The organism is Lactococcus sp. LG1267, assembly GCF_017309545.1.
GTDB lineage: Bacteria > Bacillota > Bacilli > Lactobacillales > Streptococcaceae > Lactococcus > Lactococcus petauri.
Map to the genome: position 1 here is coordinate 1,036,327 of NZ_CP071295.1, position 22,391 is coordinate 1,058,717.

Annotated in this window: 18 protein-coding genes, 1 tRNA gene and 1 other RNA gene; 18 read left to right on the plus strand and 2 right to left on the minus strand. The window is 38.8% G+C overall.

What is annotated here, in order from left to right; genetic code table 11:
* The first annotated feature begins 109 nt into the window (after positions 1-109).
* The 6 genes from J0J33_RS05160 to J0J33_RS05185 all read left to right on the plus strand — a co-directional run bounded on the left by J0J33_RS05160 (position 110) and on the right by J0J33_RS05185 (position 7,453).
* Positions 110-2,473: a DNA translocase FtsK gene (locus J0J33_RS05160; protein WP_206888373.1), complete on the plus strand. Its 2,364-nt coding sequence runs from the start codon at positions 110-112 to the stop codon at positions 2,471-2,473.
* Positions 2,470-3,471 carry a DNA polymerase III subunit delta gene (holA, locus tag J0J33_RS05165; protein WP_206888376.1) on the plus strand — a complete coding sequence of 334 codons (1,002 nt, stop codon included), beginning with the start codon at positions 2,470-2,472 and terminating at the stop codon, positions 3,469-3,471. Before J0J33_RS05160 ends, holA begins: the two co-directional genes overlap by 4 nt.
* A 112-nt stretch (positions 3,472-3,583) precedes the next feature.
* Positions 3,584-3,973, plus strand: a complete 390-nt coding sequence (locus J0J33_RS05170) for a DivIVA domain-containing protein (RefSeq protein WP_206888379.1) — start codon at positions 3,584-3,586, stop codon at positions 3,971-3,973.
* 35 nt (positions 3,974-4,008) lie between these two features.
* Positions 4,009-4,372: RNase P RNA component class B (gene rnpB, locus J0J33_RS05175), an RNA gene on the plus strand.
* 57 nt (positions 4,373-4,429) lie between these two features.
* Positions 4,430-5,587 carry a class I SAM-dependent RNA methyltransferase gene (locus J0J33_RS05180; protein ID WP_019293774.1) on the plus strand — a complete coding sequence of 386 codons (1,158 nt, stop codon included), beginning with the start codon at positions 4,430-4,432 and terminating at the stop codon, positions 5,585-5,587.
* 21 nt (positions 5,588-5,608) lie between these two features.
* Positions 5,609-7,453, plus strand: a complete 1,845-nt coding sequence (locus tag J0J33_RS05185) for a cell division site-positioning protein MapZ family protein (RefSeq protein WP_206921814.1) — start codon at positions 5,609-5,611, stop codon at positions 7,451-7,453.
* A gap of 54 nt (positions 7,454-7,507) precedes the next feature.
* On the opposite strand, the gene J0J33_RS05190 is transcribed toward J0J33_RS05185, so the two are convergent.
* Entirely contained in the window at positions 7,508-8,251 is a 744-nt protein-coding gene (locus tag J0J33_RS05190; RefSeq protein ID WP_206921815.1) for a MurR/RpiR family transcriptional regulator, read from the minus strand.
* Between the two features lie 139 nt (positions 8,252-8,390).
* Between J0J33_RS05190 and gnd the strand changes: the two genes are divergently transcribed.
* From gnd to J0J33_RS05215, 5 genes are all read left to right on the plus strand, one after another.
* On the plus strand, positions 8,391-9,305 hold the full coding sequence (gnd, locus tag J0J33_RS05195; protein ID WP_206921816.1) for a phosphogluconate dehydrogenase (NAD(+)-dependent, decarboxylating): 915 nt from the start codon (positions 8,391-8,393) through the stop codon (positions 9,303-9,305).
* 6 nt (positions 9,306-9,311) lie between these two features.
* Positions 9,312-11,198 carry a PTS cellobiose/arbutin/salicin transporter subunit IIBC gene (gene ascF / locus J0J33_RS05200; protein ID WP_206888389.1) on the plus strand — a complete coding sequence of 629 codons (1,887 nt, stop codon included), beginning with the start codon at positions 9,312-9,314 and terminating at the stop codon, positions 11,196-11,198.
* Positions 11,188-12,624, plus strand: coding sequence for a 6-phospho-beta-glucosidase (gene ascB, locus J0J33_RS05205; protein ID WP_206888392.1), 1,437 nt, complete (start codon positions 11,188-11,190; stop codon positions 12,622-12,624). The genes ascF and ascB overlap by 11 nt, the downstream gene beginning before the upstream one ends.
* 44 nt (positions 12,625-12,668) lie before the next feature.
* Entirely contained in the window at positions 12,669-14,168 is a 1,500-nt protein-coding gene (gene gntK / locus J0J33_RS05210; protein WP_206921600.1) for a gluconokinase, read from the plus strand.
* A gap of 72 nt (positions 14,169-14,240) precedes the next feature.
* A complete protein-coding gene (locus tag J0J33_RS05215) occupies positions 14,241-14,633 on the plus strand; it encodes an arsenate reductase ArsC (RefSeq protein ID WP_117517086.1) in 393 nt (130 codons plus the stop codon).
* 42 nt (positions 14,634-14,675) lie between these two features.
* Here the strand turns inward: J0J33_RS05215 and J0J33_RS05220 are convergent, their stop codons facing one another.
* Complete coding sequence (locus J0J33_RS05220; protein ID WP_017368973.1) at positions 14,676-15,761, minus strand: Xaa-Pro peptidase family protein; 1,086 nt, start codon at positions 15,759-15,761, stop codon at positions 14,676-14,678.
* 202 nt (positions 15,762-15,963) lie between these two features.
* On the opposite strand from J0J33_RS05220, the gene ccpA reads away from it, so the two are divergent.
* The 7 genes from ccpA (at position 15,964) to J0J33_RS05255 (ending at position 22,334) form a co-directional block, all read left to right on the plus strand.
* Positions 15,964-16,959, plus strand: a complete 996-nt coding sequence (gene ccpA, locus J0J33_RS05225) for a catabolite control protein A (protein ID WP_019293765.1) — start codon at positions 15,964-15,966, stop codon at positions 16,957-16,959.
* A gap of 204 nt (positions 16,960-17,163) precedes the next feature.
* Positions 17,164-17,364 carry a cold-shock protein gene (locus tag J0J33_RS05230; protein WP_003135419.1) on the plus strand — a complete coding sequence of 67 codons (201 nt, stop codon included), beginning with the start codon at positions 17,164-17,166 and terminating at the stop codon, positions 17,362-17,364.
* 171 nt (positions 17,365-17,535) lie between these two features.
* Positions 17,536-17,609 (plus strand) — tRNA-Met (locus J0J33_RS05235).
* 117 nt (positions 17,610-17,726) lie between these two features.
* A complete protein-coding gene (gene aroD, locus J0J33_RS05240; protein WP_206888398.1) occupies positions 17,727-18,416 on the plus strand; it encodes a type I 3-dehydroquinate dehydratase in 690 nt (229 codons plus the stop codon).
* A gap of 111 nt (positions 18,417-18,527) precedes the next feature.
* Complete coding sequence (gene purB, locus J0J33_RS05245; RefSeq protein WP_206888401.1) at positions 18,528-19,823, plus strand: adenylosuccinate lyase; 1,296 nt, start codon at positions 18,528-18,530, stop codon at positions 19,821-19,823.
* Between the two features lie 141 nt (positions 19,824-19,964).
* Positions 19,965-20,288, plus strand: a complete 324-nt coding sequence (locus J0J33_RS05250; protein ID WP_019291983.1) for a metalloregulator ArsR/SmtB family transcription factor — start codon at positions 19,965-19,967, stop codon at positions 20,286-20,288.
* Positions 20,289-20,300: 12 nt separating this feature from the next.
* On the plus strand, positions 20,301-22,334 hold the full coding sequence (locus tag J0J33_RS05255; protein WP_206888403.1) for a heavy metal translocating P-type ATPase: 2,034 nt from the start codon (positions 20,301-20,303) through the stop codon (positions 22,332-22,334).
* The last annotated feature ends 57 nt before the right edge of the window (positions 22,335-22,391 follow it).

Here is a 22,391-nt window from a genome sequence, read left to right on the forward strand (position 1 = left end):
GAAAGCACAAGCTTTCGGCTTTTTAATGTCTTAAAAGTCAGTATTGAAAGATAAGCCTGTAAAATGTTACAATAAAGAGTAATATTAAGTTTTAGAACAGAGAAATAATATGCCCGCAAAAAGAACAACAAAAAGTAAATCAAAACCAAAAGCGAAGCGTTCAACAGCAAAGAAACCATCGACTAAAAAGTCAAATACTAAATTTTGGACGGCTAATAAAAAAATGGCGGCTTTTTTTGGGAGCTTTATTATCATTTTATTTGCTTTAGCACGTTTGGGCTTATTTGGTGTCTTTTTATATAATGTCACCCGACTGGCTGTAGGATCATTAGCAATCACTTTCTTATTAATCGTTTTATTCGTCATGTTTATGACGGTTTTCAAAAAGGATTTCTTTCGTGAAAACAAACGCTTTTTACCAGGGTTAGCTCTCTTTTTCTTTGGACTTCTTCTTGTTTTTCATGCAAAATATGATGTCCTGTCGCCCAATAAAAATGCTTTAGTTTTAGCAATGTCTGATCTGAAAAAAGGACAGGTGACGCATTTTCTTGGCGGTGGTTTTTTAGGAGACTTGTTTTTTGGTCCAGCTAAAGCCCTCTTTTCCGTAATAGGTGTTTATATTATTGTGGGAATTCTGTGGCTTGTCGCATTGTGTCTTATGGCACCCGCTTTGATTGCACGGCTACGTATTTTTCTTAAAAGAAATATAAGCGAAACACGTACGCGTATGGCAGATCGTGCTGAAGCAAAACGTGCAGCAGCACTCTTAGAAGAAAAAGCCAAAGCTCAAGAAGAAGCTGAAAGAAACTTACGGGCGATGGAAGCAGAAGAAGTTCCTCTCCCAAGCGAGCCCATGTTTGAAGAAAATACAACTTCCGACTTTTCCGAAATTCCTATAGCTATTCCTGATACGCCAGTATCACCTACAAAAGAAATGGGGGCTATACAACCGCAAGAGGAAGTAGAGGATGACCAAGAGCCAATCAGTTTTGAACGTTCTGTTGACAACGAGTTTTATCAACTTCCGACGATTGATTTATTGGAAGAAATTCCAACAAAAAATCAAGCGGGAGAACGAGAAAATGTCCGCAAAAATATTCAAATCCTAGAGCGAACATTAGAATCCTTCAAGATTTCGGCATCAGTTGAATCTGCTGTTGTAGGCCCATCCGTTACCAAGTACGAAATTAAATTAGCTACCGGGGTGAAAGTTTCGCGTGTTGTCAACTTATCAGATGATCTAGCTTTAGCGCTGGCAGCAAAGGATGTACGGATTGAGGCACCAATACCTGGGAAATCCCTTATCGGTATCGAAATTCCTAACAGTGAAGTTGCAACCGTTGGTTTCCGAGAACTTTGGGAAAATGCTCAACCCAAAACGAACAGTTTGCTCGAGTTGCCTTTAGGAAAAGCTTTAGACGGTACGATTCGCACCTTTGATATGACACGGATGCCTCACTTACTTGTAGCAGGTTCTACAGGTTCAGGTAAGTCTGTTGCTGTGAACGGTATTATCACGTCTATCCTGATGAAAGCCTTGCCTAGTGAGGTGAAATTCTTGATGGTCGATCCTAAAATGGTTGAACTTTCTGTTTATAACGATATTCCTCATCTTCTTATTCCTGTGGTAACGAACCCTCGTAAAGCATCACGTGCCTTACAAAAGGTGGTAGATGAAATGGAAAACCGCTATGAACTCTTTAGTCAAGCAGGGGTACGTAATATTGCAGGTTATAATGAAAAAATAGAAAAATACAATGCACAGTCGAATGAAAAATATCAAACCTTACCATTAATCGTCGTTATTGTCGATGAGCTCTCTGACTTGATGATGGTAGCTAGTAAGGAAGTTGAAGACGCGATTATCCGTCTTGGACAAAAAGCGCGTGCAGCTGGTATCCATATGATTTTAGCAACGCAACGTCCATCCGTTGATGTCATCTCTGGCTTGATTAAGGCAAATGTTCCTTCACGTGTCGCTTTTGCTGTATCCAGCGGGACAGATTCTCGCACAATCATTGATACAAATGGTGCAGAGAAACTTTTAGGACGGGGGGATATGCTTTTTAAACCCATTGATGAAAATCATCCTGTACGTTTACAAGGCGCCTTCTTATCAGATTCTGATGTTGAGTCAGTCGTGAACTTTATTAAAAATCAATCCCAAGCTGACTATGATGAAAGCTTTGATCCTGGTGAAGCTGAAGAAGACAGCAGCCGTGGCACAGCAGCACCATCAAATTCAGCTGATCCCTTGTTTGAAGAAGCGCGCAATATGGTTATTTCTGCTCAAAAAGCCTCGACGGCCCAGTTGCAACGTGCGCTTAAAGTCGGTTTCAACCGCGCTTCCGATCTGATGAATGAACTGGAGGCAGCAGGTATTGTCGGCCCAGCCAAAGGTACAACACCACGAAAAGTTCTCGTTACAAAAGATGGAGAATTTTTAGAAGGACAGGAGTTTGACGAAGCATGAGCGCTTTTGAAGAATTAGAAAAAATAAAAAAAGCAGGTCTGCCTCAAATATTGGTACTTTACGGAGAGGAAGAAGATCTTGTTCAAGAACTAAAAAGTCGACTTTTAGAGTATGTCCATTTTGACAGTACGGACTTAGGGCAAGCATATTTTGACCTGAATAATGCCAATGCAAATCTTGCCTTAGAAGAGCTAGAGAGTTTGCCTTTCTTTGTTGAGCAAAAGCTGGTTATTTTAGAAAATCTCACAAATCTTACAACAGTAAAAAAAGCGGTTTTTGATGAAAAACAGACAGTGCGTTTTGAAAATTTTTTGAATGATCCAGTCGAAACTACACAGCTGATTCTTATTTTACATGGTAAGTTAGACAGTCGACTGAAACTCACGAAAAAGCTAAAAACACAAGCCACTCTGCTCGAAGCACAAGAACTAAAACCTCAAGAGTTAAGTCGAGTTTTTGCCGATACAGGCCTTTCTGGAACTATTCTCCAAAGGATATTTGAAAAATCAAATTTTTCTTTTCCAGTAATCAAACAAAACATCTCCTTGTTAAAAACATATGTGGGAGAACGAACAATTACTCTTGCGGATGTCGAAAAAGTTGTTCCTAAATCTCTCCAAGATAATATTTTTTTGTTGACCGACTTGATTTTGAAGGGTGATGTGAATCAAGCACGTGATTTAGTTCATGATTTGACTTTGCAAGGTGAGGAGTTAATCAAAATATTGGTTATTTTGACAAATTCCTTCCGGCTTTATTATCAGGTAAAACTGATGCAAAATAAAGGTTGGAATGAACAGAAACAAACTTCTTATCTTAAAATTCACCCCTATCGTGTCAAGTTAGCAAACCAGCAAGTACGTAATATGCAGGAAAACTTTCTGGCACAAGCTACATTGTCCCTCATTGAACTTGATTATAAAATAAAAAGCTCAGGAGTAGATGCAAATTATTTGTTTGATTTAGCCTTGATTAAGTTAGCTTTGAAAGACTTATAACAAGCCATTTATCCGGATATTTTCCAGTGGATAATTGACTTGAAAAATTAAAAAAATTCTGCTATGATTAAAGATGATAAAACTTTGATATGAAATGATAAAAGAGGACGATATGGCAACATTTAAATTTACACCTAAAGATATCTATGAAGCTGACTTTAGAACAAAAATGCGTGGTTATGATAAAGAAGAAGTTGACGAGCTCCTCGATGACGTCATTCAAGATTACGAAGCTTTTCAAGCAGAAGTATTGCGCTTGCAAGAAGAAAACGAGTTTTTGAAGAAAAAAATCGTAGAACTTGAATCTCAAGCAAGTCGTCCTAACCAAGCAAATTTGGAAGAAACACAACGTTTGGATAACATGAGCCGCGTGGTTTCAAGCCGAATCAATAAACCAAAAACAGAAATTGGTCAACCAAGTAACTTTGAGCTTCTTAAACGTATTAACCGTTTGGAACAAGCTGTTTTTGGTCCAGGAAGTGCTTCAAGTGAAGAAGCATAAAGCTGACTTCATAATTTAATGAAAAAGAAAAAACAGTTTTTGGATAACTGCGTGATACCTTTGGTATCATGAGGAAAGTCCATGCTCGCACGGGCTGCGATGCCCGTAGTGTTTGTGCTTGGTGAAACAATAAACCAAGGTAGGAGTGTCATGCCTAACGGCTGAAGAAAGTGCTAAGTCTTTTGATATGCATGAGTATTCTGTAAAAGTGCCAAAGAGACGAGGCTTGCTGGAAACGGTAAGATTGGAACGTGGTAAACCCCTCAAGCGAGCAACCCAAACTTATGGTCGGGGCACTTGACTAGCCGAATTGAAGGCGTGGTCGAGGGGGAAGACTATCTTCCCCAGACAGATGGTTATCGACGGTCGCAAGACCTGAACAAAACATGGCTTATAGAAAACTGTATGACACGCTGGGCTAGTCCCAGCTTTTTTTAGAAAGAAACAAAGGAACAAATGAAAAATAATTTTAAGCTGATAGCGACTGCTGCAGCAGGTCTTGAGAGTTTAGTGGCTCGTGAATTACGCAATATGGAAGTCGAAAATGTTACGATTGACGATCGTTCTCGTGTTTTTTTTACAGGAGATACAAGAACAATCGCTCAAGCAAATACTTGGCTTCGTACAGCAGATCGTGTAAAGATTGTTGTGGGTGAATTTAAGGCACGTACTTTTGATGAACTCTTTGAAAATGTATATGCGCTTGATTGGGAAGATTATATTCCTTTTGGTTCAGCCTTTCCTGTAAGTAAAGCAAAGTCTGTGAAATCAACTTTACATAATGAGCCAAGTGTTCAAGGGATTACTAAAAAAGCTATTGTGAAGAAATTGCAAAAAGCCTATCATCGTCCAGAGGGCGTACCTATCCCAGAAAATGGTGCGGGCTTTTCCATCGAGATTGCGATTCATAAAGATAATGCGACGGTAATGATTGATACCACCGGCGATTCACTCTTCAAACGTGGCTATCGTGTTGAAAAAGGTGATGCTCCATTAAAGGAAAACATGGCAGCAGCGATTATTATGTTGACAAACTGGCTGGCAAATCCAAAACGTATGTTTGTTGACCCGACATGTGGTTCAGGAACATTTACGATTGAAGCTGCGATGTTGGCACTTAATATGGCACCCGGTCTTAATCGCAAGTTTGCCTGTGAAGCATGGTCATGGATGAAGCCAGATGTTTTTGAAGAAGTACGCCAAGCCGCAAAACAAGCTATACGTAAAGATTTAGAGCTTGATATTCAAGGCTTCGATATCGATGGTCGAATGATTGAAATTGCAAAAGGAAATGCACTTGCAGCTGGACTTGACCATGTGATAAAATATAAACAGATGCGTCTGCAAGATTTTCATACAGATGCCCTTGATGGGGTTATTGTATCGAACCCGCCATACGGAGAACGTTTGGGAGATGAAGATTCAGTTGCAGGGCTCTATAAAGAGATGGGTGCAACTTTTGCGCCCCTCGAAACTTGGAGCAAATATATTCTGACAAGTGATATTGCTTTTGAAACACATTACGGAGCTAAAGCAACGAAGAAGCGTAAGCTCTATAACGGAACATTGCGTACAGACTTGTATCAATATTTTGGAAAAAGAATAAAAAAATAAGCAAATGCTATGGAGATCTAAATGACAGAAGAAAAAGATAAAGATATCAAAAATTCTGGCGAAAAAGTCTTAAAACTGGGCGATGTCTCAGATTTCACTGTAGGCGAAATTGTAAAAAAAGCACAAAGGGTAGATAAAGAAAATAGTGAAAGCGAAAGCGTACTTGACAAATACATTCGTCAACATCGTGGAGAGATTGAAGCTGTTAAAAATCAAGCCTTAGAAAAATATATCCAAACTGAGCGTAAGAAAATGGATCAAGAAGAAACTGTTGATCCTAATGAAGAAGTGATTGTGGCTAAAGAAGAAGCTGAAGAAAAGTTAGCTGAGGCGTCAGAGACACAAGATTCAGAAACTGGCACTCAAGAAGCAGAAGCAGTTACTCCATCTAAGGAACCAAACTTCAAAGAAAAAAATAAGTCAGAGTTTGATGAAGTAGAAATTGCTGATGATGTACCTCCTGTTGTTCCTGTACCGGTAGAACTTGTCGATAAGGAAAGTGCAGCTGAACAAGCGGAAGAAACAGAAAGTACAGCACAAGATTTCCCAGAGCTTTCCAATCAAATTCCTGACTCAAAAGAAGAAGTTGCGGAAACAAGCCCTACAGAAGAGCCAGTTTCGACTGTAGACAAGGAGCTGGAAAACTCAATAGAAGCAAATGAAAATGTACAAGATGAGGAAAAAGAAAGTGCACCTATCGAAGAGGCACAGCTTCCACAAGAAGAAGTTGTTGTGCCTCTAGAAAAAGCACCGGTTGCCGGTGAAACTGTGCCAACACCCTTACCTGTTACACCCGTAGTTGAGTCGGAAGCTTCTGCGCAAGAAGAGCAATCAGAGAAAAAGAAAAATAAGAAACCTTTGATTATTGGACTTTGTGCATTGGTCCTTTTGGCTGCAGGAGGCGCTGGTTATGCACTCTATAATCATAATAATAATGAAAAAGCAGTCAATCAAGCAGCTGTGGAAAACAAAGCTAACTTAAATGCTTTTAATAAAGCTTACGACGAATTTTTTACTGACTCAGATCATCAAGTACTGAAGAATTCTAATTTTGATCAATTGTCAGCTTTGAAAAATAAGCTCAAAACTTTAAAAGGAAGCGATTTTGATACCGCAGAAACAAAGGTAAATGCGCTTGAAGCACAAATAAAAGCAGTTGAAAAAGTTAACGCTCTCTTTAATAAATCAGCTATTGTAGATGGTGAACTTAATAAGGAAGCTCAAGTAAAAGAGGCAGTAAGTATACCAGCGGTTCCAAATACTGAAAATGAGAAACTGAATAAAGTATTGGCTCAAGCAATTAACTTAGCAAAAACACAGCAATCAGAGGCTAAAGCTAAAGAAGAGCAAGCAGCGACGGCTACGCAAAATAATGCAGCTACTCAACCTGGCAATCAAACCTCAGATCAAACTGCAGGAACATCAGCTTCTACTGATACATCAAATGGAACAACAGGAGCCACAACACAACAACAAACAGATAAAAATGCAGCACAAGGTGTAGCTTCATCTGCCACAGCCGTAGCGGCTGATGGTGCCCAAAATCCGACAGGTGCTACGCCAGATAATTCCAATGCGCGTGTTCAACCCCAAGCTAATCTTAATCCACAAGATCCAGCTTTCACTTGGAATCCTGGAATCAGAGATAAAGTATTGAATATTGCGCGTCAGCGTGGTTATATCTCAGGTAATGATTTTATTCTTTTACCAGTCGCTATTCATACAATGACTTCCGGTTTCATGGCTGGTCAAGTTGCAGGTTATTTCAACTTGTATCGTCCAGACGGCAGTTACCTATTAACAATAAATAATAAAACGGGATATTTCTTCGGAAATGGTAAAGGTTTACCTACCGACTTTGGATAAAATAAAAACTTCTTTGTGGATAACAAAGAAGTTTTTTTATGTCTAAAATTATATCTATTGCTTTTCAAGATTTTGCACAATTCTGGATAGAATTAAATCAATAACTGCGACCTGAAAAGTTCGAGGGGTAACATCATAGTTGTGGTAGCTAGCAGTCGAAGTATTAGTAGAGATATTTATTTTGCTTAAACGCCCTAGGGGACTACTTTTAGCATTTGTTAGAGAAAGAACTGTGGCACCAGTATGATTGGCTTTTTGAGCAGAATTCGTCAGCCGTTTCGTCTGTCCTGATATGGAGACGTAAATAACCAGACTATGGCGATTAAGAATATTAGGCAATAAATCTAGGAGGATATCATCCGAAACATGAACGGCAGCATAGTCAAATTGATTTAACTTATGGCTGAAGTAAGCAGCAAGAGATTTAGAAGCTTCAACCCCGGCGATATAAATGGTTTTCGATTTAGATATTTCTTGCGCAAATAACCGCACTTTGTCTGTGGTAATATCTGTGGATAAAAAATTGCAAAAGTTTGTAAGCTCCTCTAAAAAGGAAATCTCATGTTTATTACTTGTCAAACTGAGCAGTTTCTTTGTTTCAAATTTAAACTCCGAAAATCCTGAAAATCCTAATTTTTGGCAAAGTCGTATGATTGAAGTTCCTGAAGAATGGAGCTCTACTGCAAGTTGTGTTAGATTATTATCTAAAAGCTCTGGCTGGCTATCCAGCTTTAACAATATGGATTGTTCTGTGTTGGAGAGCTGTGTACTCTGATAATTGTCAATAAATATTCCCATAAAATTATTATAACATGATTGTGGAGAATTCTCCGTTTTTTGGAGAAAGCGGTTACTTTTTCCGTGTTATAATATTTAAGAAGTAAGGAAGATAAATATAATGTTTTTCTTATAATAGCCATATCAAATAGGAGAGAATATGAATTTTGGACTTATCGGGATTGGTAAAATGGGACTTAACCTTGTAAAAAATGCAGTTGATAAGGGTATGAAAGTGACTGTCTTAGACAACGACGAAACACAAATCAGAAAAGCAGAACTATATTCTGAGCAAGTGATGAGCTGCTCTACTTTAGAAGAATTCATTGAAGTCATACCACAGCCACGGATTGTTTGGCTTATGTTACCTGCAGGAAGTATAACAAATAGTATCGTTGAGGAGTTGACCCAAAAGTTATCCGCTGGAGACATCCTTATTGAGGGAGGAAATTCATATTATAAAGATAATCTTCAACAAAATGAAAAGCTAAAAGCTAAGAAAATTGATTTCTTTGATGTTGGTACTTCAGGAGGAATGGCTGGTGCACGTTCGGGGGGGAACTTTATGATTGGTGGTGATAGCAAAAAATCTTGGGAAAAATTGGAACCCCTCTTTCAAAAATTGGCCCAAAAAGATGGCTATCTTTATACAGGTCCGCTTGGAAGTGGCCATTATCTTAAAATGATTCATAATGGCATTGAGTATGGCATGATGCAAGCTATTGCAGAAGGCTTTGAGATTTTAGAAGCTTCTGCCTTTGAATACGACTATGAAGCAGTAGCCAAATTATGGAATCATGGGTCAGTTATCCGTTCGTGGCTTATGGAGCTTGCGGAAGAACAATTTGCAAAGGATGCAAAATTAGATCAAATTATAGGGCGAGTCCAAGCCTCGGGAGAAGGAAAGTGGACAGTCGAAGAGAGTCTAGACTTAGAAGTTCCTGCACCTGTAATTGCCATGTCTTTAATGATGCGTAATCGTTCCTTACAGGAAGATAGCATGAGTGGAAAAGTAGTCGCAGCCCTCAGAAATGGCTTTGGTGGACATGCTGTGGAAAATAAAACTAAGGAGTAAGAGAAAATGGCGCAAGATTTTAATATAATGGCGGAGACTATCCTGCAAGCAATAGGTGGAGTCGAAAATGTTGAAAATTTAACACATTGTATGACACGACTACGTTTTATCTTAAAAGATGAAAGCAAAGCAGATGATGATAAAGTAAAAAACATCATTGGGGTAATGGGGCTTGTCAAGCAAGGTGGGCAATACCAAATTATTGTTGGGAACAATGTAGCCGCAGCTTACGCAGCTATCTTAAAAAAGGGTGTTGCTGGCGGTGCTGTGACGAACGAGTCAGGTAAACCGAAAGAAAAATTAACCTTGAAAAAAATAGGAACAAACATCCTTGATGCCATTATTGGAACTATGTCTCCTTTGATACCAGCTATTATTGGCGGTTCAATGATTAAGTTGCTCGCGATGCTTTTGGAAATGACGGGGCTTCTAAGTATTGATGGTTCAACCTATAACATCTTGAATACCATTGGGGATGCTTCATTTTTCTTTTTACCACTATTAGTCGCTGTTTCTGCTTCTAAAAAATTTGGCTCAAACACTTACTTAGCGATGGCTATCGCTGGTCTAATGGTACATCCGGTCTTTATGGAATGGATGGCAAAGGCTGCTGAGGGTACTACTGTAACTTTTGCGATGATCCCTATGACATCTGTAAAGTATACTTATACTATTATTCCCGCTATCGTGATGACATGGCTCCTTAAATATATTGAAAATTATGTTGATAAAATCACGCCTGTGGTAACGAAAAACTTTTTGAAGCCAATGCTTATCCTACTTGTAGCAGCACCAATCGCTATACTTTTAGTAGGTCCAGCAGGAGTTTGGTTAGGGACAGCTATTTCTAATGGTGTGTTCTTTATTCATGATAAACTAGGGTGGTTAGCAGTAGCAATTGTTGGCGCACTGTGGCCGTTGCTTGTCATGACAGGAATGCACCGCGTCTTCACTCCGACAATTGTACAGACTATTGCGGATACAGGTGTTGAGGGAATGGTTATGCCATCAGAAATTGGTGCCAACCTCTCATTAGGCGGTGTTTCTCTAGCAGTTGCTTTGAAAACAAAAAATAGAGAATTACGGCAAACAGCTTTAGCTGCAGCATCTTCAGCTATCATTGCAGGGATTACTGAGCCCGCACTTTATGGTGTAGCTGTACGTTTGAAACGACCGATGATTGCCTCAGTGATTACAGGTTTTGTTGCCGGAGCTGTAGCTGGAATGGCAGGACTTGCCAGCCACTCAATGGCCGCTCCTGGTTTGTTTACGAGTGTTCAATTTATTGACCGTGATAATCCAATGACCATTGCTTGGGTAGCTATCGTGATGATTCTCTCCATTGTATTGTCATTTGTCTTAACCTTGGTTATCGGGTTTGAGGATTTGCCTGTGGAAGAAGAAAACTTAGAAGAAATCCATCGTGATCAAGTTGCTCAGACTATAAGTATTAAATCTCCAGTTTCTGGAAAAGTTAAAAAACTTTCAGAAGTTGCAGATGAGGTCTTTTCAAAAGAAGTATTGGGTAAAGGCTTTGCGGTTGTACCAAATAATGGACAAATTGTTTCACCAATCACAGGGACGGTTACAGCTGTTTTTCCAACAAAACATGCCATTGGAATTACCAGTGATAAAGGATTAGAAGTTTTGGTCCATATTGGTATCGATACAGTAACTTTAGAAGGCAAAGGTTTTACTTCAAACATCAAAATGGGCGATAAAATTTACCAAGGAACTCCAATAGTAGAAGTTGATTTAGCACTGATTGAAGCAGCAGGACTTGCCACAGATACGATAGTTGTTGTGACAAATTCTGCGGAATATTCGAATTTTACGCTTTTAGAAAAGGATGAAGTCAGTGAGGGAGAGGTAATTTTAGACGTTGAAAAATAAAAAAGAAGCAGGAAAATTTCCTAAAGATTTTCTTTGGGGCGGAGCCATTGCGGCCAACCAAGCTGAAGGAGCATGGTTAGAAGGGGGGAGAGGAGCCAGTAATATTGATATGCTGCCTTTAGGTGAAAAACGCTTGCCCGTTAAATTAGGTGAAATTTCTCATCCAATCTTAGAGGAATCAGAATTTTACCCCAGTCATCAAGGCATTGATTTTTATCACCGCTATAAACAAGATATTGCACTGCTCGCAGAAATGGGATTAAAAATATTCCGCACATCAATCTCTTGGTCTCGTCTTTTTCCCAATGGTGATGAAAGTGAGCCTAACAAAGAGGGGATAGCCTACTATCGTCAAATGTTTGCAGAGTGTAAAAAGTATGACATGGAACTTTTGGTAACCTTAGGACATTTTGACGTTCCGATGAGATTAGTTGAAAAATATGGCTCTTGGCGCGACCGTAAAATGATTAGCTTTTTCGAAAGATATGCTCGGACATGTTTTGATGAGTTTGGAGACGATGTAAAGTACTGGATTACTTTTAATGAAATAAATATCATTCTACATAGCCCCTTTTCAGGAGCAGGATTGGCCTTTCAAACAGGTGAAAATAAAGCGCAAGTAATCTATCAGGCTGCCCATCATATGCTCCTTGCAAGTAGTTTGGCTGTGAAAGCTGCACATAAATTGGATAAGGATTTACAAATCGGGTGTATGATTGCTGGAGGTGCTTTTTATCCCTATTCCTGTAAACCTGAGGATGTCTGGCAAGCCTTGCAAGATGAACAGATGAATACATTTTTTACGGATATTCAAGCTCGAGGGTATTATCCTTCTTACACACAGAGGATTTTCCGCGAAAAAAATATCGAGTTAAAGATGGAAGTTGGTGACGAAGACATCTTGAAGCACACTGTGGACTTCGTTTCTTTTAGTTACTACGCTTCGCGTTGTTCAGTTGCAAGTTTTGATGATTTAGAAGTTAATGTAGGAAATGTGGTCAAGTCGGTGAAAAATCCATATCTAAAAACAAGTCAGTGGGGGTGGGCTGTTGATCCACTTGGGTTAAGGATTACCATGAATCAAATTTATGATCGCTATCAAAAACCTATTTTTATAGTTGAAAATGGATTGGGAGCGTCGGATAAGATTGTTGATGGAAAAATCAATGATGATTACCGTATTGCGTATTTAAAAGAGCATATCAAAGCGATGGCAGACGGTATTTCCGATGGAATCCCCTTGATGGGTTATATCGTTTGGGGAGTCATTGACTTAGTTGCAGCTTCCACAGGCGAGATGAGTAAAAGATATGGTATGATTTATGTGGATAGAAAAAATGATGGATCAGGCTCGCTTGCACGGATGAAGAAAAAGTCGTTTGATTGGTATAAGTCTGTTATTGCATTAAATGGAAATGATTTATAAAATAAAAAGGCAATGGAGACTTGCCTTTTTTTGAAAGGAAACACATGGATTATTTAATAGGTATAGATTTAGGTACCACTGCGACAAAAGCAGTTCTCTTTGATCAATCAGGGATTCAGATCGCCACAAGTTCTCAGTCTTACCCACTTTATCGTGATGCCCAAGGAATGGCAGAAGAAGATTTAGAGGAGATATTTACTGCGATGATAAGTGTTGTTGAAAAAATAACACGCCAAATAAAAACAGGAGATTCTATTTTAGCATGTTCTTTCAGCACCCAAATGCATGCCTTGATTGCCTTTGATCAGGAATGGCAGCCTTTAACGCGTGTCTTAACTTGGGCAGATACTAGAGCTGAAAAATACAGTAACGATTTAAAAAGTGAAGATACTTCAAATGCTATATATCATAAAACAGGAACACCTTTACATCCGATGTCGCCTCTTGCTAAACTATTATGGCTCAAGAATGAAAGAAAAGAGATTTTCAAAAATGCAGCGCATTTTATGGATCTCAAAGGCGCAATCTTTCAACGCATTTTCCAAAGTAATACGATGGATCTATCAATTGCTACAGGTACAGGTTTTTTTAACAATCAGAAAATGACCTGGGACGATGATATTTTAAATCTGTTAGGTATTTCAAAAACACAACTTCCTAAAATCGTATCACCTTATGCAATAGAGAAAGGTTTACCAGAAAAATGGATACGAAAGATGGGGCTTTCACCAGATACCGTTTTTGTATATGGCGCTGGCGATGGTCCTATGTCAAACTTAGGTGTTGGGGCAATTAAAAAAGGTGAATTGGCAATTACAGTAGGTACTTCAGGCGCCCTTCGCATGGTAAGTGATGTACCTCAGCTAGATGAAGCAGCGAGAATTTTTAGTTACGCACTTGATGAAGACCATTGGGTAAATGGTGGAGCGGTAAATTCTGGAGGCAATGTTTTTCGGTGGTTAAAAGACAACGTACTTGAGAAGTCTTATGACTTTGCAGCGATTACTGACTTAGCAAGAGGTGTGTCTCCAGGTTCGGATGGATTAATCTTTCATCCTTATCTAGGTGGAGAACGAGCACCATTGTGGAATGCAGCAGCTAGGGCTTCTTTTTTTGGACTTAGCTATCGTCATACAACAAGCCACATGGCGCGTGCAGTTCTTGAGGGCATTTCCTTTAACTTACGTATGTTAGAAGAGACACTCACAGAAAATTCAGCATGCCCTAAAATAATAAAAGTTACGGGAGGTTTTTCTCAGTCGGAGCTTTGGTTGCAAATTCTTGCGGACATTTTTGAGTTACCAATAACGGTTCAAAAAGACCATGAGGCGGGATGCTTTGCAGCACAGATCATGGCTCAAAAAGCTTTGGGGATGATTGATAGTATTGAAGATGTTGCTAGTGGAACGATGGAAATAGTTTATAAGCCTCAGCCAGAAAATTTTAAATACTACCGCGCTTTATACCCTCTCTTCAAAAATTTAACACAAGAGTTTGCGAAAAGCTATGCCGAAATAGCTAAATACCAGCAAGAATTTTCATAAGCTCCGTACAGTTTGAGCGAGGACCTGAGAAAAATAATGTATAATATGTAAAAATAGTTGAGGAGAGTTACTATGCTCAAAATCGCATTTATCTGTGTGCATAATTCTTGCCGTTCACAAATTGCAGAAGCTTTGGGGAAAAAATTAGCTGGGGATAAGTTTGAGTTTTACTCTGCGGGTACTGAGATAAAGCCACAAATTAATCAAGATGCTGTCCGTTTGATGAAAGAAATCTATGACATAGACATGGAAAAAACACAAAGTTCAAAGCTCTTACAGGATATTCCACCTGTGGATATTGTGATTACGATGGGATGTAACGTTGGCTGTCCTTATCTTCCTTGTCAATATAGGGAAGACTGGGGCTTAGAAGATCCAACAGGTCAAAGTGATGCAGTCTTTAAGGATATCATCCAGCAAATTGAAACGAAAGTACTTGCTTTAAGAAAACGAGACTTTGGTTAATAAAAAAAGCACTGATTCAGTGCTTTTTCATTTCTGATGATTTTAGAAAATCATCAATTCTTTATTTGTTTTAGTTAAAGGCTCACATCCTGTTTCAGTAACATAGAGACAGTCCTCGATACGTACGCCAACTTTACCTGGGATATAAATTCCTGGTTCATCAGAGAAGCACATGCCTTCTTCGATGATGATGTCCTCAGAACCACCAATAGATGGGAATTCATGGACATCCATACCGATACCGTGTCCAAGGCGGTGGACAAAGTATTCGCCATAACCAGCTTTAGTAATTACATCGCGGGCTACTTTATCAATTTCAAGTGCAGATACACCAGGTTTTACGAAGTCCATAGCAGCCATTTGTGCTTCAAGTACGATTTTGTGGATATCGGCATCAAAATCAGAAGGTTTACCGATTGAGATAGTACGTGTAGCATCAGAAGCGTAGCCATTTTTCATCACACCGAGGTCAAAGAGCAAGAGTTTATTATCTTGAATTTTGACATCTTCTGGCATACCGTGAGGATTAGCTGCACGAGCGCCTGAGAGTACGATTGTTTCAAAACTCATCTGAGGTACGCCCATACGCTTCATTTCGTATTCGATTTTTGCAACAACATCTGTTTCTGTACGATCTGAATTTGCATATTCAAAACCAATTTCGAAACATTTATCTGCGTAATCCCCAGAAATTTTCATTTTTTCGATTTCATCGGCAGATTTGATCAAACGCATACGTTCTACCAATGGTGTCAAGTTGACAAATTCAACACCAGAAAATTGAGATTTGAGCCCTTCAGTTTTTGACAAAGGGATGTCAGAAAATTCGACTGCAATTTTTTGGATATTTTTTGATCCCAAATGTTCTTTTACAACAGCCCACGGATTTTGTGAATCTTCATAGCCAAAAATATCAAAGCCAGTAGTGTTTTCTTTGGCTTTTTCTACCTCCAAAGCTGGAGTGAAGAGAGATGGCGCTTTATCCGGGAAAACCATCAAACCAGCAATACGTTCATGCGGGTCAATGGCAAGACCTGTTAAATAATTCAAGGTCGTAGGATTGGTGATGAAAGTCATGTCGACTTCATTTTCGTTCAGAAAATTAGAGATACGTTCGAGTTTGCTCATAGTATCCACCTTTCTATAATTATTATCTCTATTGTACGCTAAATTCTGAAAAAAATCATGTGCGACAATATCTACAATATACTACCAAAAATTATTGAAACGGTTTTCAAAAAGTGATATAATTAAATTTGGAAAAACTTTTCATAAATATTAAAAGATATAAAAAACAGACAAAGATTATTATAATTGAGGTTTAAAAAGAATGGAAGAATCAACAACAACAATTTATGACGTTGCTCGAGTTGCGGGCGTGTCAATGGCTACCGTAAGTCGTGTAGTCAATGGTAACGCCAACGTCAAAGAGAAAACACGTCAAAAAGTCCTTGATGCAATTGAAGAATTGGACTACCGTCCAAATGCGGTTGCACGTGGATTGGCAAGCAAACGTACAACGACAGTTGGGGTTGTTCTCCCAACAATCACGTCGCCATATTTTGCTGAAATCGCTCGAGGCATTGATGATATTGCTTCAATGTACAAGTATAATGTCATTCTCGCAAATAGTGATGGTGATGAAGAAAAAGAACTTAAAGTTATTGAAAGTCTCTTTTCTAAGCAAGTTGATGGTATTGTTTATATGGGCAGCTTCATGACAGAAAAAGTTCGTAAACAGCTTAAATCAACCCGTACACCGATTGTTCTTGCTGGAATGATTGATGTTGACAAACAAATGTCATCTGTAAATATCGATTATCATCTTGCAGCACACCAAACAACTGCTGAACTGGCAAAAAACAATAAACGTATTGCTTTTGTGTCAGGTTCTTTAGAAGAAGTTGAAAATACAGAACGTATGGTTGGTTATCAAGAAGCTTTGAATGAAGCTGGCATTGATTTTGACGAATCACTTGTGTTTGAAGGTAATTACACTTTTGAAAATGGACAAGCTTTAGCAGAACAAATGCTTGCCAAGAAAATTAATGCTGCCATCGTGTCTTATGATACTGTAGCAGTTGGCTTACTCAATGCTTTGCTCTCAAAAGGTATCAAAGTACCTGAAGATTTCGAAATTATCGCAGGTTCAAACAGCCCGATTACAGCATACACTTACCCAGGCTTGACTTCTGTCAATCAACCGCTTTATGACTTGGGTGCAGTTTCAATGCGTTTGTTGACAAAACTTATGCACAAGGAAGAAGTTGAGGAAAACCAATTGATCCTCGCTCATCAAATCATTAATCGTGGTTCGACAAAATAAAAAACAAAAGATACAGTGATGTATCTTTTTTTATGGTCTCTAAGAGTAAGTTATAGCTTGGTTTTAACCATGAAGAGGAGAAGCGATTTGACTTTCTGGACAAAGCATGATACTATTAAGAGGTAAATTTAGTCTAAGTTATATATTTTTAATGTTTTCTTTCACATAATGATTTACAAATATGACGAAAGGAAAATATATACTATGACAAAAGGAACTGTAAAATGGTTTAACGACTCTAAAGGTTTTGGTTTCATCACTGCTGAAGATGGTACTGATGTGTTTGCACACTTCACTCAAATTCAAAGCGATGGCTTCCGTAAACTTGAAGAAGGCGAAAAAGTTACATTTGATATTGAACAAGGTCAACGTGGCCCTCAAGCATCAAACATTACTAAAGCATAATGATAAGGCACTCTTGGGAGTGCTTTTTTTATTTTAAAGTGCAAGATTAGGACTTTAGCTAAAAGTGTGTTACAATAGGTGTACCATTTGGATACATCCATAATGGAAGATCTCGTCCACTCAGTTATAGCGTGACTTTGGGATAGTTCAAATTTCTTCCATTTTTATTAGCGCGGGATGGAGCAGCTAGGTAGCTCGTCGGGCTCATAACCCGAAGGTCGTAGGTTCAAATCCTGCTCCCGCAATTGAGATATAGATTCCTGTTTTTCAGGGATTTTTTATTTATTTCAATTGAAAAAATATCTTCAGTGACGTTCAGGATTATGTTTGGTACGCATGCAAATGTGTGCTAAACTTAAAATATGAGGAAAACGAAAATTGTAGTACCCGTTCTTCCGACAACAGTGGCGGAAGTACAGGAATTAAACGTAGAAAAGTACAGAAAGGCTGACATTATTGAATGGCGGGCGGATTTTTTGGGAGATATAGAAAGCATTCTTCAGGCTGCGCCTTTTATCTTTGAGAAATTTAAAGATTTTTCCCTTCTTTTTACTGTACGCACAGCCAATGAAGGCGGCAATATCTCCATTTCTAAAAAAGATTATGTCACTCTTTTAAAAAAAGTAGCCAAATTGGGCCCAGATTATATTGATATCGAATATTTTTCCTATCGAAAAGCCTTACCACAGCTACTTGAATTTAAAGAAAAAATTGTCTTGTCTTATCATAACTTTTTCGAGTCACCTACAGATTTAACTGCTCGAATGATGAAAATGCAAAGAGAAGAAACAGGCTTTGTAAAAGTGGCGATTATGGCACAACGCGAGTGTGATGTTTTGGATTTGCTACAGATTACACGTGATTTTACGATGGAATATGGACCAAAATTTATCGGTATTGCAATGGGAGAACTGGGTAAAATTTCCCGCGTTGCCGGAGGTTTGACCGGATCTGTATGGACTTTTGTGGCACTCGATAAGGAAGAAGGAAGTGCTCCCGGGCAATTGACATTACCTCAGACGCTGGATGTTCTTGATGCCTTAGAAGGTTAACATTCGTCTTTTCCACATATTCCGTCAATAAATTGAGAATATTAGAGAAATTCCCGAAAAAATTTCTCCAAAATGGTATAATTTATAGTAAGTTAGAAATTTGGAGGAACTATGGTTATCAATCGTTACAGTCGCCCAGAAATGGCGGCAATCTGGTCGGATGAAAACAAATATAAAGCGTGGCTTGAAGTCGAAATTCTTGCGGATGAAGCTTGGGCTGAACTCGGAGAAATTCCAGCAGAAGATGTAAAAAAAATTCGTGAAAAAGCAAGTTTTGATGTTGAGCGTATCTTGGAGATTGAAAAAGAAACGCGCCACGATGTGGTTGCCTTTACGCGTGCTGTTTCTGAAACACTTGGCGAGGAAAGTAAGTGGGTACACTATGGACTTACTTCAACCGATGTTGTAGATACAGCTTATGGCTATCTCTACAAGCAGGCTAATGATATTATCCGCCGTGATTTGGCTAACTTTTTGGAAATTATTGCTGATAAAGCGCGTGAGCACAAGTATACTGTATGTATGGGACGTACGCACGGTGTCCATGCAGAACCAACAACTTTTGGCCTTAAATTAGCAACTTGGTATTCTGAAATGAAGCGTAATATCGAGCGTTTCGAACATGTAGCTAAAGGAGTTGAAGCGGGTAAAATTTCTGGTGCTGTAGGTACATTTGCCAATATCCCGCCTTTTGTTGAAGAATATGTATGTGGCAAACTTGGAATTCGTCCACAAGAGATTTCGACACAAGTATTACCCCGTGATTTACATGCAGAATACTTTAGTACACTGGCACTGATTGCGACTTCGATTGAGCGTATGGCGACAGAGATTCGTGGTCTTCAAAAATCAGAACAACGTGAAGTAGAAGAGTTCTTCGCTAAAGGTCAAAAAGGTAGCTCAGCAATGCCACACAAACGTAATCCAATTGGTTCTGAAAATATGACTGGCTTGGCGCGTGTTATTCGTGGACATGTTGTGACAGCCATGGAAGATGTTGTTTTGTGGCATGAACGTGACATTTCACACAGCTCGGCAGAGCGTATCATTACCCCAGATACAACTGAATTAATCAACTATATGTTAAATCGTTTTGGTAATATTGTTAAAAATCTGACTGTATTCCCAGAAAATATGAAGCGTAATATGGATGCAACTTTTGGATTGATCTATAGTCAACATGTTATGCTTATGCTTATTGAAAAAGGCATGACACGTGAAGAAGCTTACGATTTGGTTCAACCATTGACAGCAAAAGCTTGGGATGAACAAATCATGTTCCGCCCACTGGTAGAAAGCAATGAAAAAATCCGTGAAAAACTGACAGATGAAGATATTGATGCAGCTTTTGATTATAATTATCATTTGTCACGTGTAGATGTCATCTTTGAACGTCTTGGTTTGTAAAAATAATAAGATCCTAACACTTTCGTTTAGGATTTTTTTGTACAAAAAATTTAGATTTGAATAGATTTAAACAATTCAGTATTGACTAATATGAGTAAGTTTGATAATATATTAGTACAAACTAATATAAAGAGATGAATAATGAATTTAACCGAAAAACGTCAAAAAGTGATTCATGCCTTATCTAATACGACAAGGCTTAATGTCCTTGAAGCATTACGTGAAAAGGAAATGACAGTCACAGAACTACTTAATAAAACTAAATCAGGACAATCTAATCTCTCGCAACATTTATCATGTTTGCGTGATTGTGGGTTAATCACAAGTCGCAAAGAAGGAAAATATATTTATTATTCCTTGACAACCCCTGAGCTTAACCATTTACTAGAAGTCATTGATGCTACAGTTGAGTCAATGCACTGGTCCCCAACAGAAGATATCCATTGTGATACATATATAAAATAAAAGGAGTTTCATATGTTTAAATCTACTCAAAACAAGGCAACACATGATGCACGCTGTGTAAAAGGTACATGTAATTGCCTCAATCACAAAGCCAAAGCAGCTCTTACTACTGCTGAAGAGAGTGAGGGCTCAAGTAGCTCAGAAGTCACAGGGAGTTCTGACGATTCAGACCCTGCCTGTTGCAACACAACAATACATCTAAATACGAGTTTAGATGAAAGTGAAGAAGAAGGCAAATATGAGCTGTTGATCATTATTATCACCGCTTTATTATTGGCGGCCTTAAGCTTTTTAGACTTTACACCACAGTTTAAAACCCCACTTTTCATTTTAACGTACTTGTTGATTGGGCACAGTGTTTTGCTCAAAGCAATCAAACAATTGCTTAAAGGAGATATTTTTAACGAATTCTTCCTCATGAGTATTGCAACTGTCGGGGCATTTGCTTTAGGAGAATATGCTGAAGCAGTCGCTGTTATGCTTTTTTATCAAGTCGGAGAATATTTCCAAGATCGTGCGATTGGGAACAGTAAAAAGTCAATCACAGCTTTGATGGACCTTCGACCAGAAGTTGCGACTGTTAAGCGACAAGGAAAACTTATTGATATGTCTCCAGAAGAAGTCAATATCGGTGAAGTTATACAAGTGAAGCCTGGAGAAAAAGTACCACTTGATGGTCTTGTATTATCGGGAAAATCAAGCGTTAATACAGCAGCTTTGACTGGTGAATCACTGCCACGTGAGGTGAGCAAGGGAGAAGAAGTTCTTTCAGGTTTTTTGAATATTAATAGTCTGCTGGAGATCAAAGTTGAAAAAACGTTTGGGGAATCATCAGTATCTAAAATTTTAAATCTCGTTGAGAATGCTCAAGAAAATAAAGCACCGACTGAACAATTCATTTCAAAATTTGCACGTTACTATACTCCAGTTGTGGTATTTGCAGCAGCAATAATCGCTCTAGTACCCCCACTTTTCTTCCGGCAAGATTGGTCAGACTGGTTAACACGCGCCTTTACGTTTTTAATTATTTCGTGTCCTTGTGCGATGGTCGTTTCCATTCCCCTTGGATTCTTTGCTGGGATTGGCGCCGCATCCAAAAACGGTATTTTAGTTAAAGGGGGTAATCACCTTGAAGCTATGACCAAGATAAAACACGTGCTCTTTGATAAAACAGGTACGTTGACACAAGGGAACTTTAAAGTTACTCAAGTTTTTCCAGCAGAAGATGTTGCACGAGAAGATTTACTCTATCTGGGAGCTATCGGTGAACTTAACTCCACCCATCCCTTGGGACTTGCGCTTAAAGAAAATCAAAACTTAGATACAGTAAATGTAACAGAGTCGGAAGAAATTTCAGGTCATGGTACACGTACAATCTATGAGAGTGATGAGATTCTTGTCGGAAATGCAAAACTGATGAAAATGTACAACGTTAACTTTACCGAAAGCGACGCCTTAGGTTCTTTGATTTATGTTGCTAAAAATGGTATATATCAAGGCGTTATCCTTGTAGCGGATGTCCTTAAAGAAGATGGTGAAGAAGCAATTGCGGCTTTGAACCAGCTTCACATTTCCCAAACGATGCTGACAGGCGATAGTGAAAAAGTTGCCGCTCAGGTTGCTGGGAAACTGAACATCACGGATTATCATGCCAATCTTTTACCGGAGGATAAAGTTACTTTATTAGAGAAAGTACTTGATAAAGGTGATGGTCTTACCGCTTTTGTTGGTGATGGAATTAACGATGCACCAGTTATTGCGCGTGCTGATATCGGTTTTGCGATGGGGGGATTAGGCTCTGATGCTGCGATTGAAACAGCTGACGTGGTTTTAATGACAGATAAACCATCAAGTATCGCGAAGTCTGTTAAAATCGCCAAGAAAACTAAACGACTTGTGGTCCAAAATATCGTTTTAGCTCTTGGTGTAAAAGCCGTTTTCCTCGTCCTTGCGGTCTTTGGTATTGCCACGATGTGGGAAGCAGTTATCGCAGATGTTGGAGTAACACTCATCGCTATATTGAATGTTTTAAGACTCTTAAAATAAGATGAAACTCCCAAGATGGGAGTTTTTTGCGCTTGCTTTTATCAGATGAAAATATGC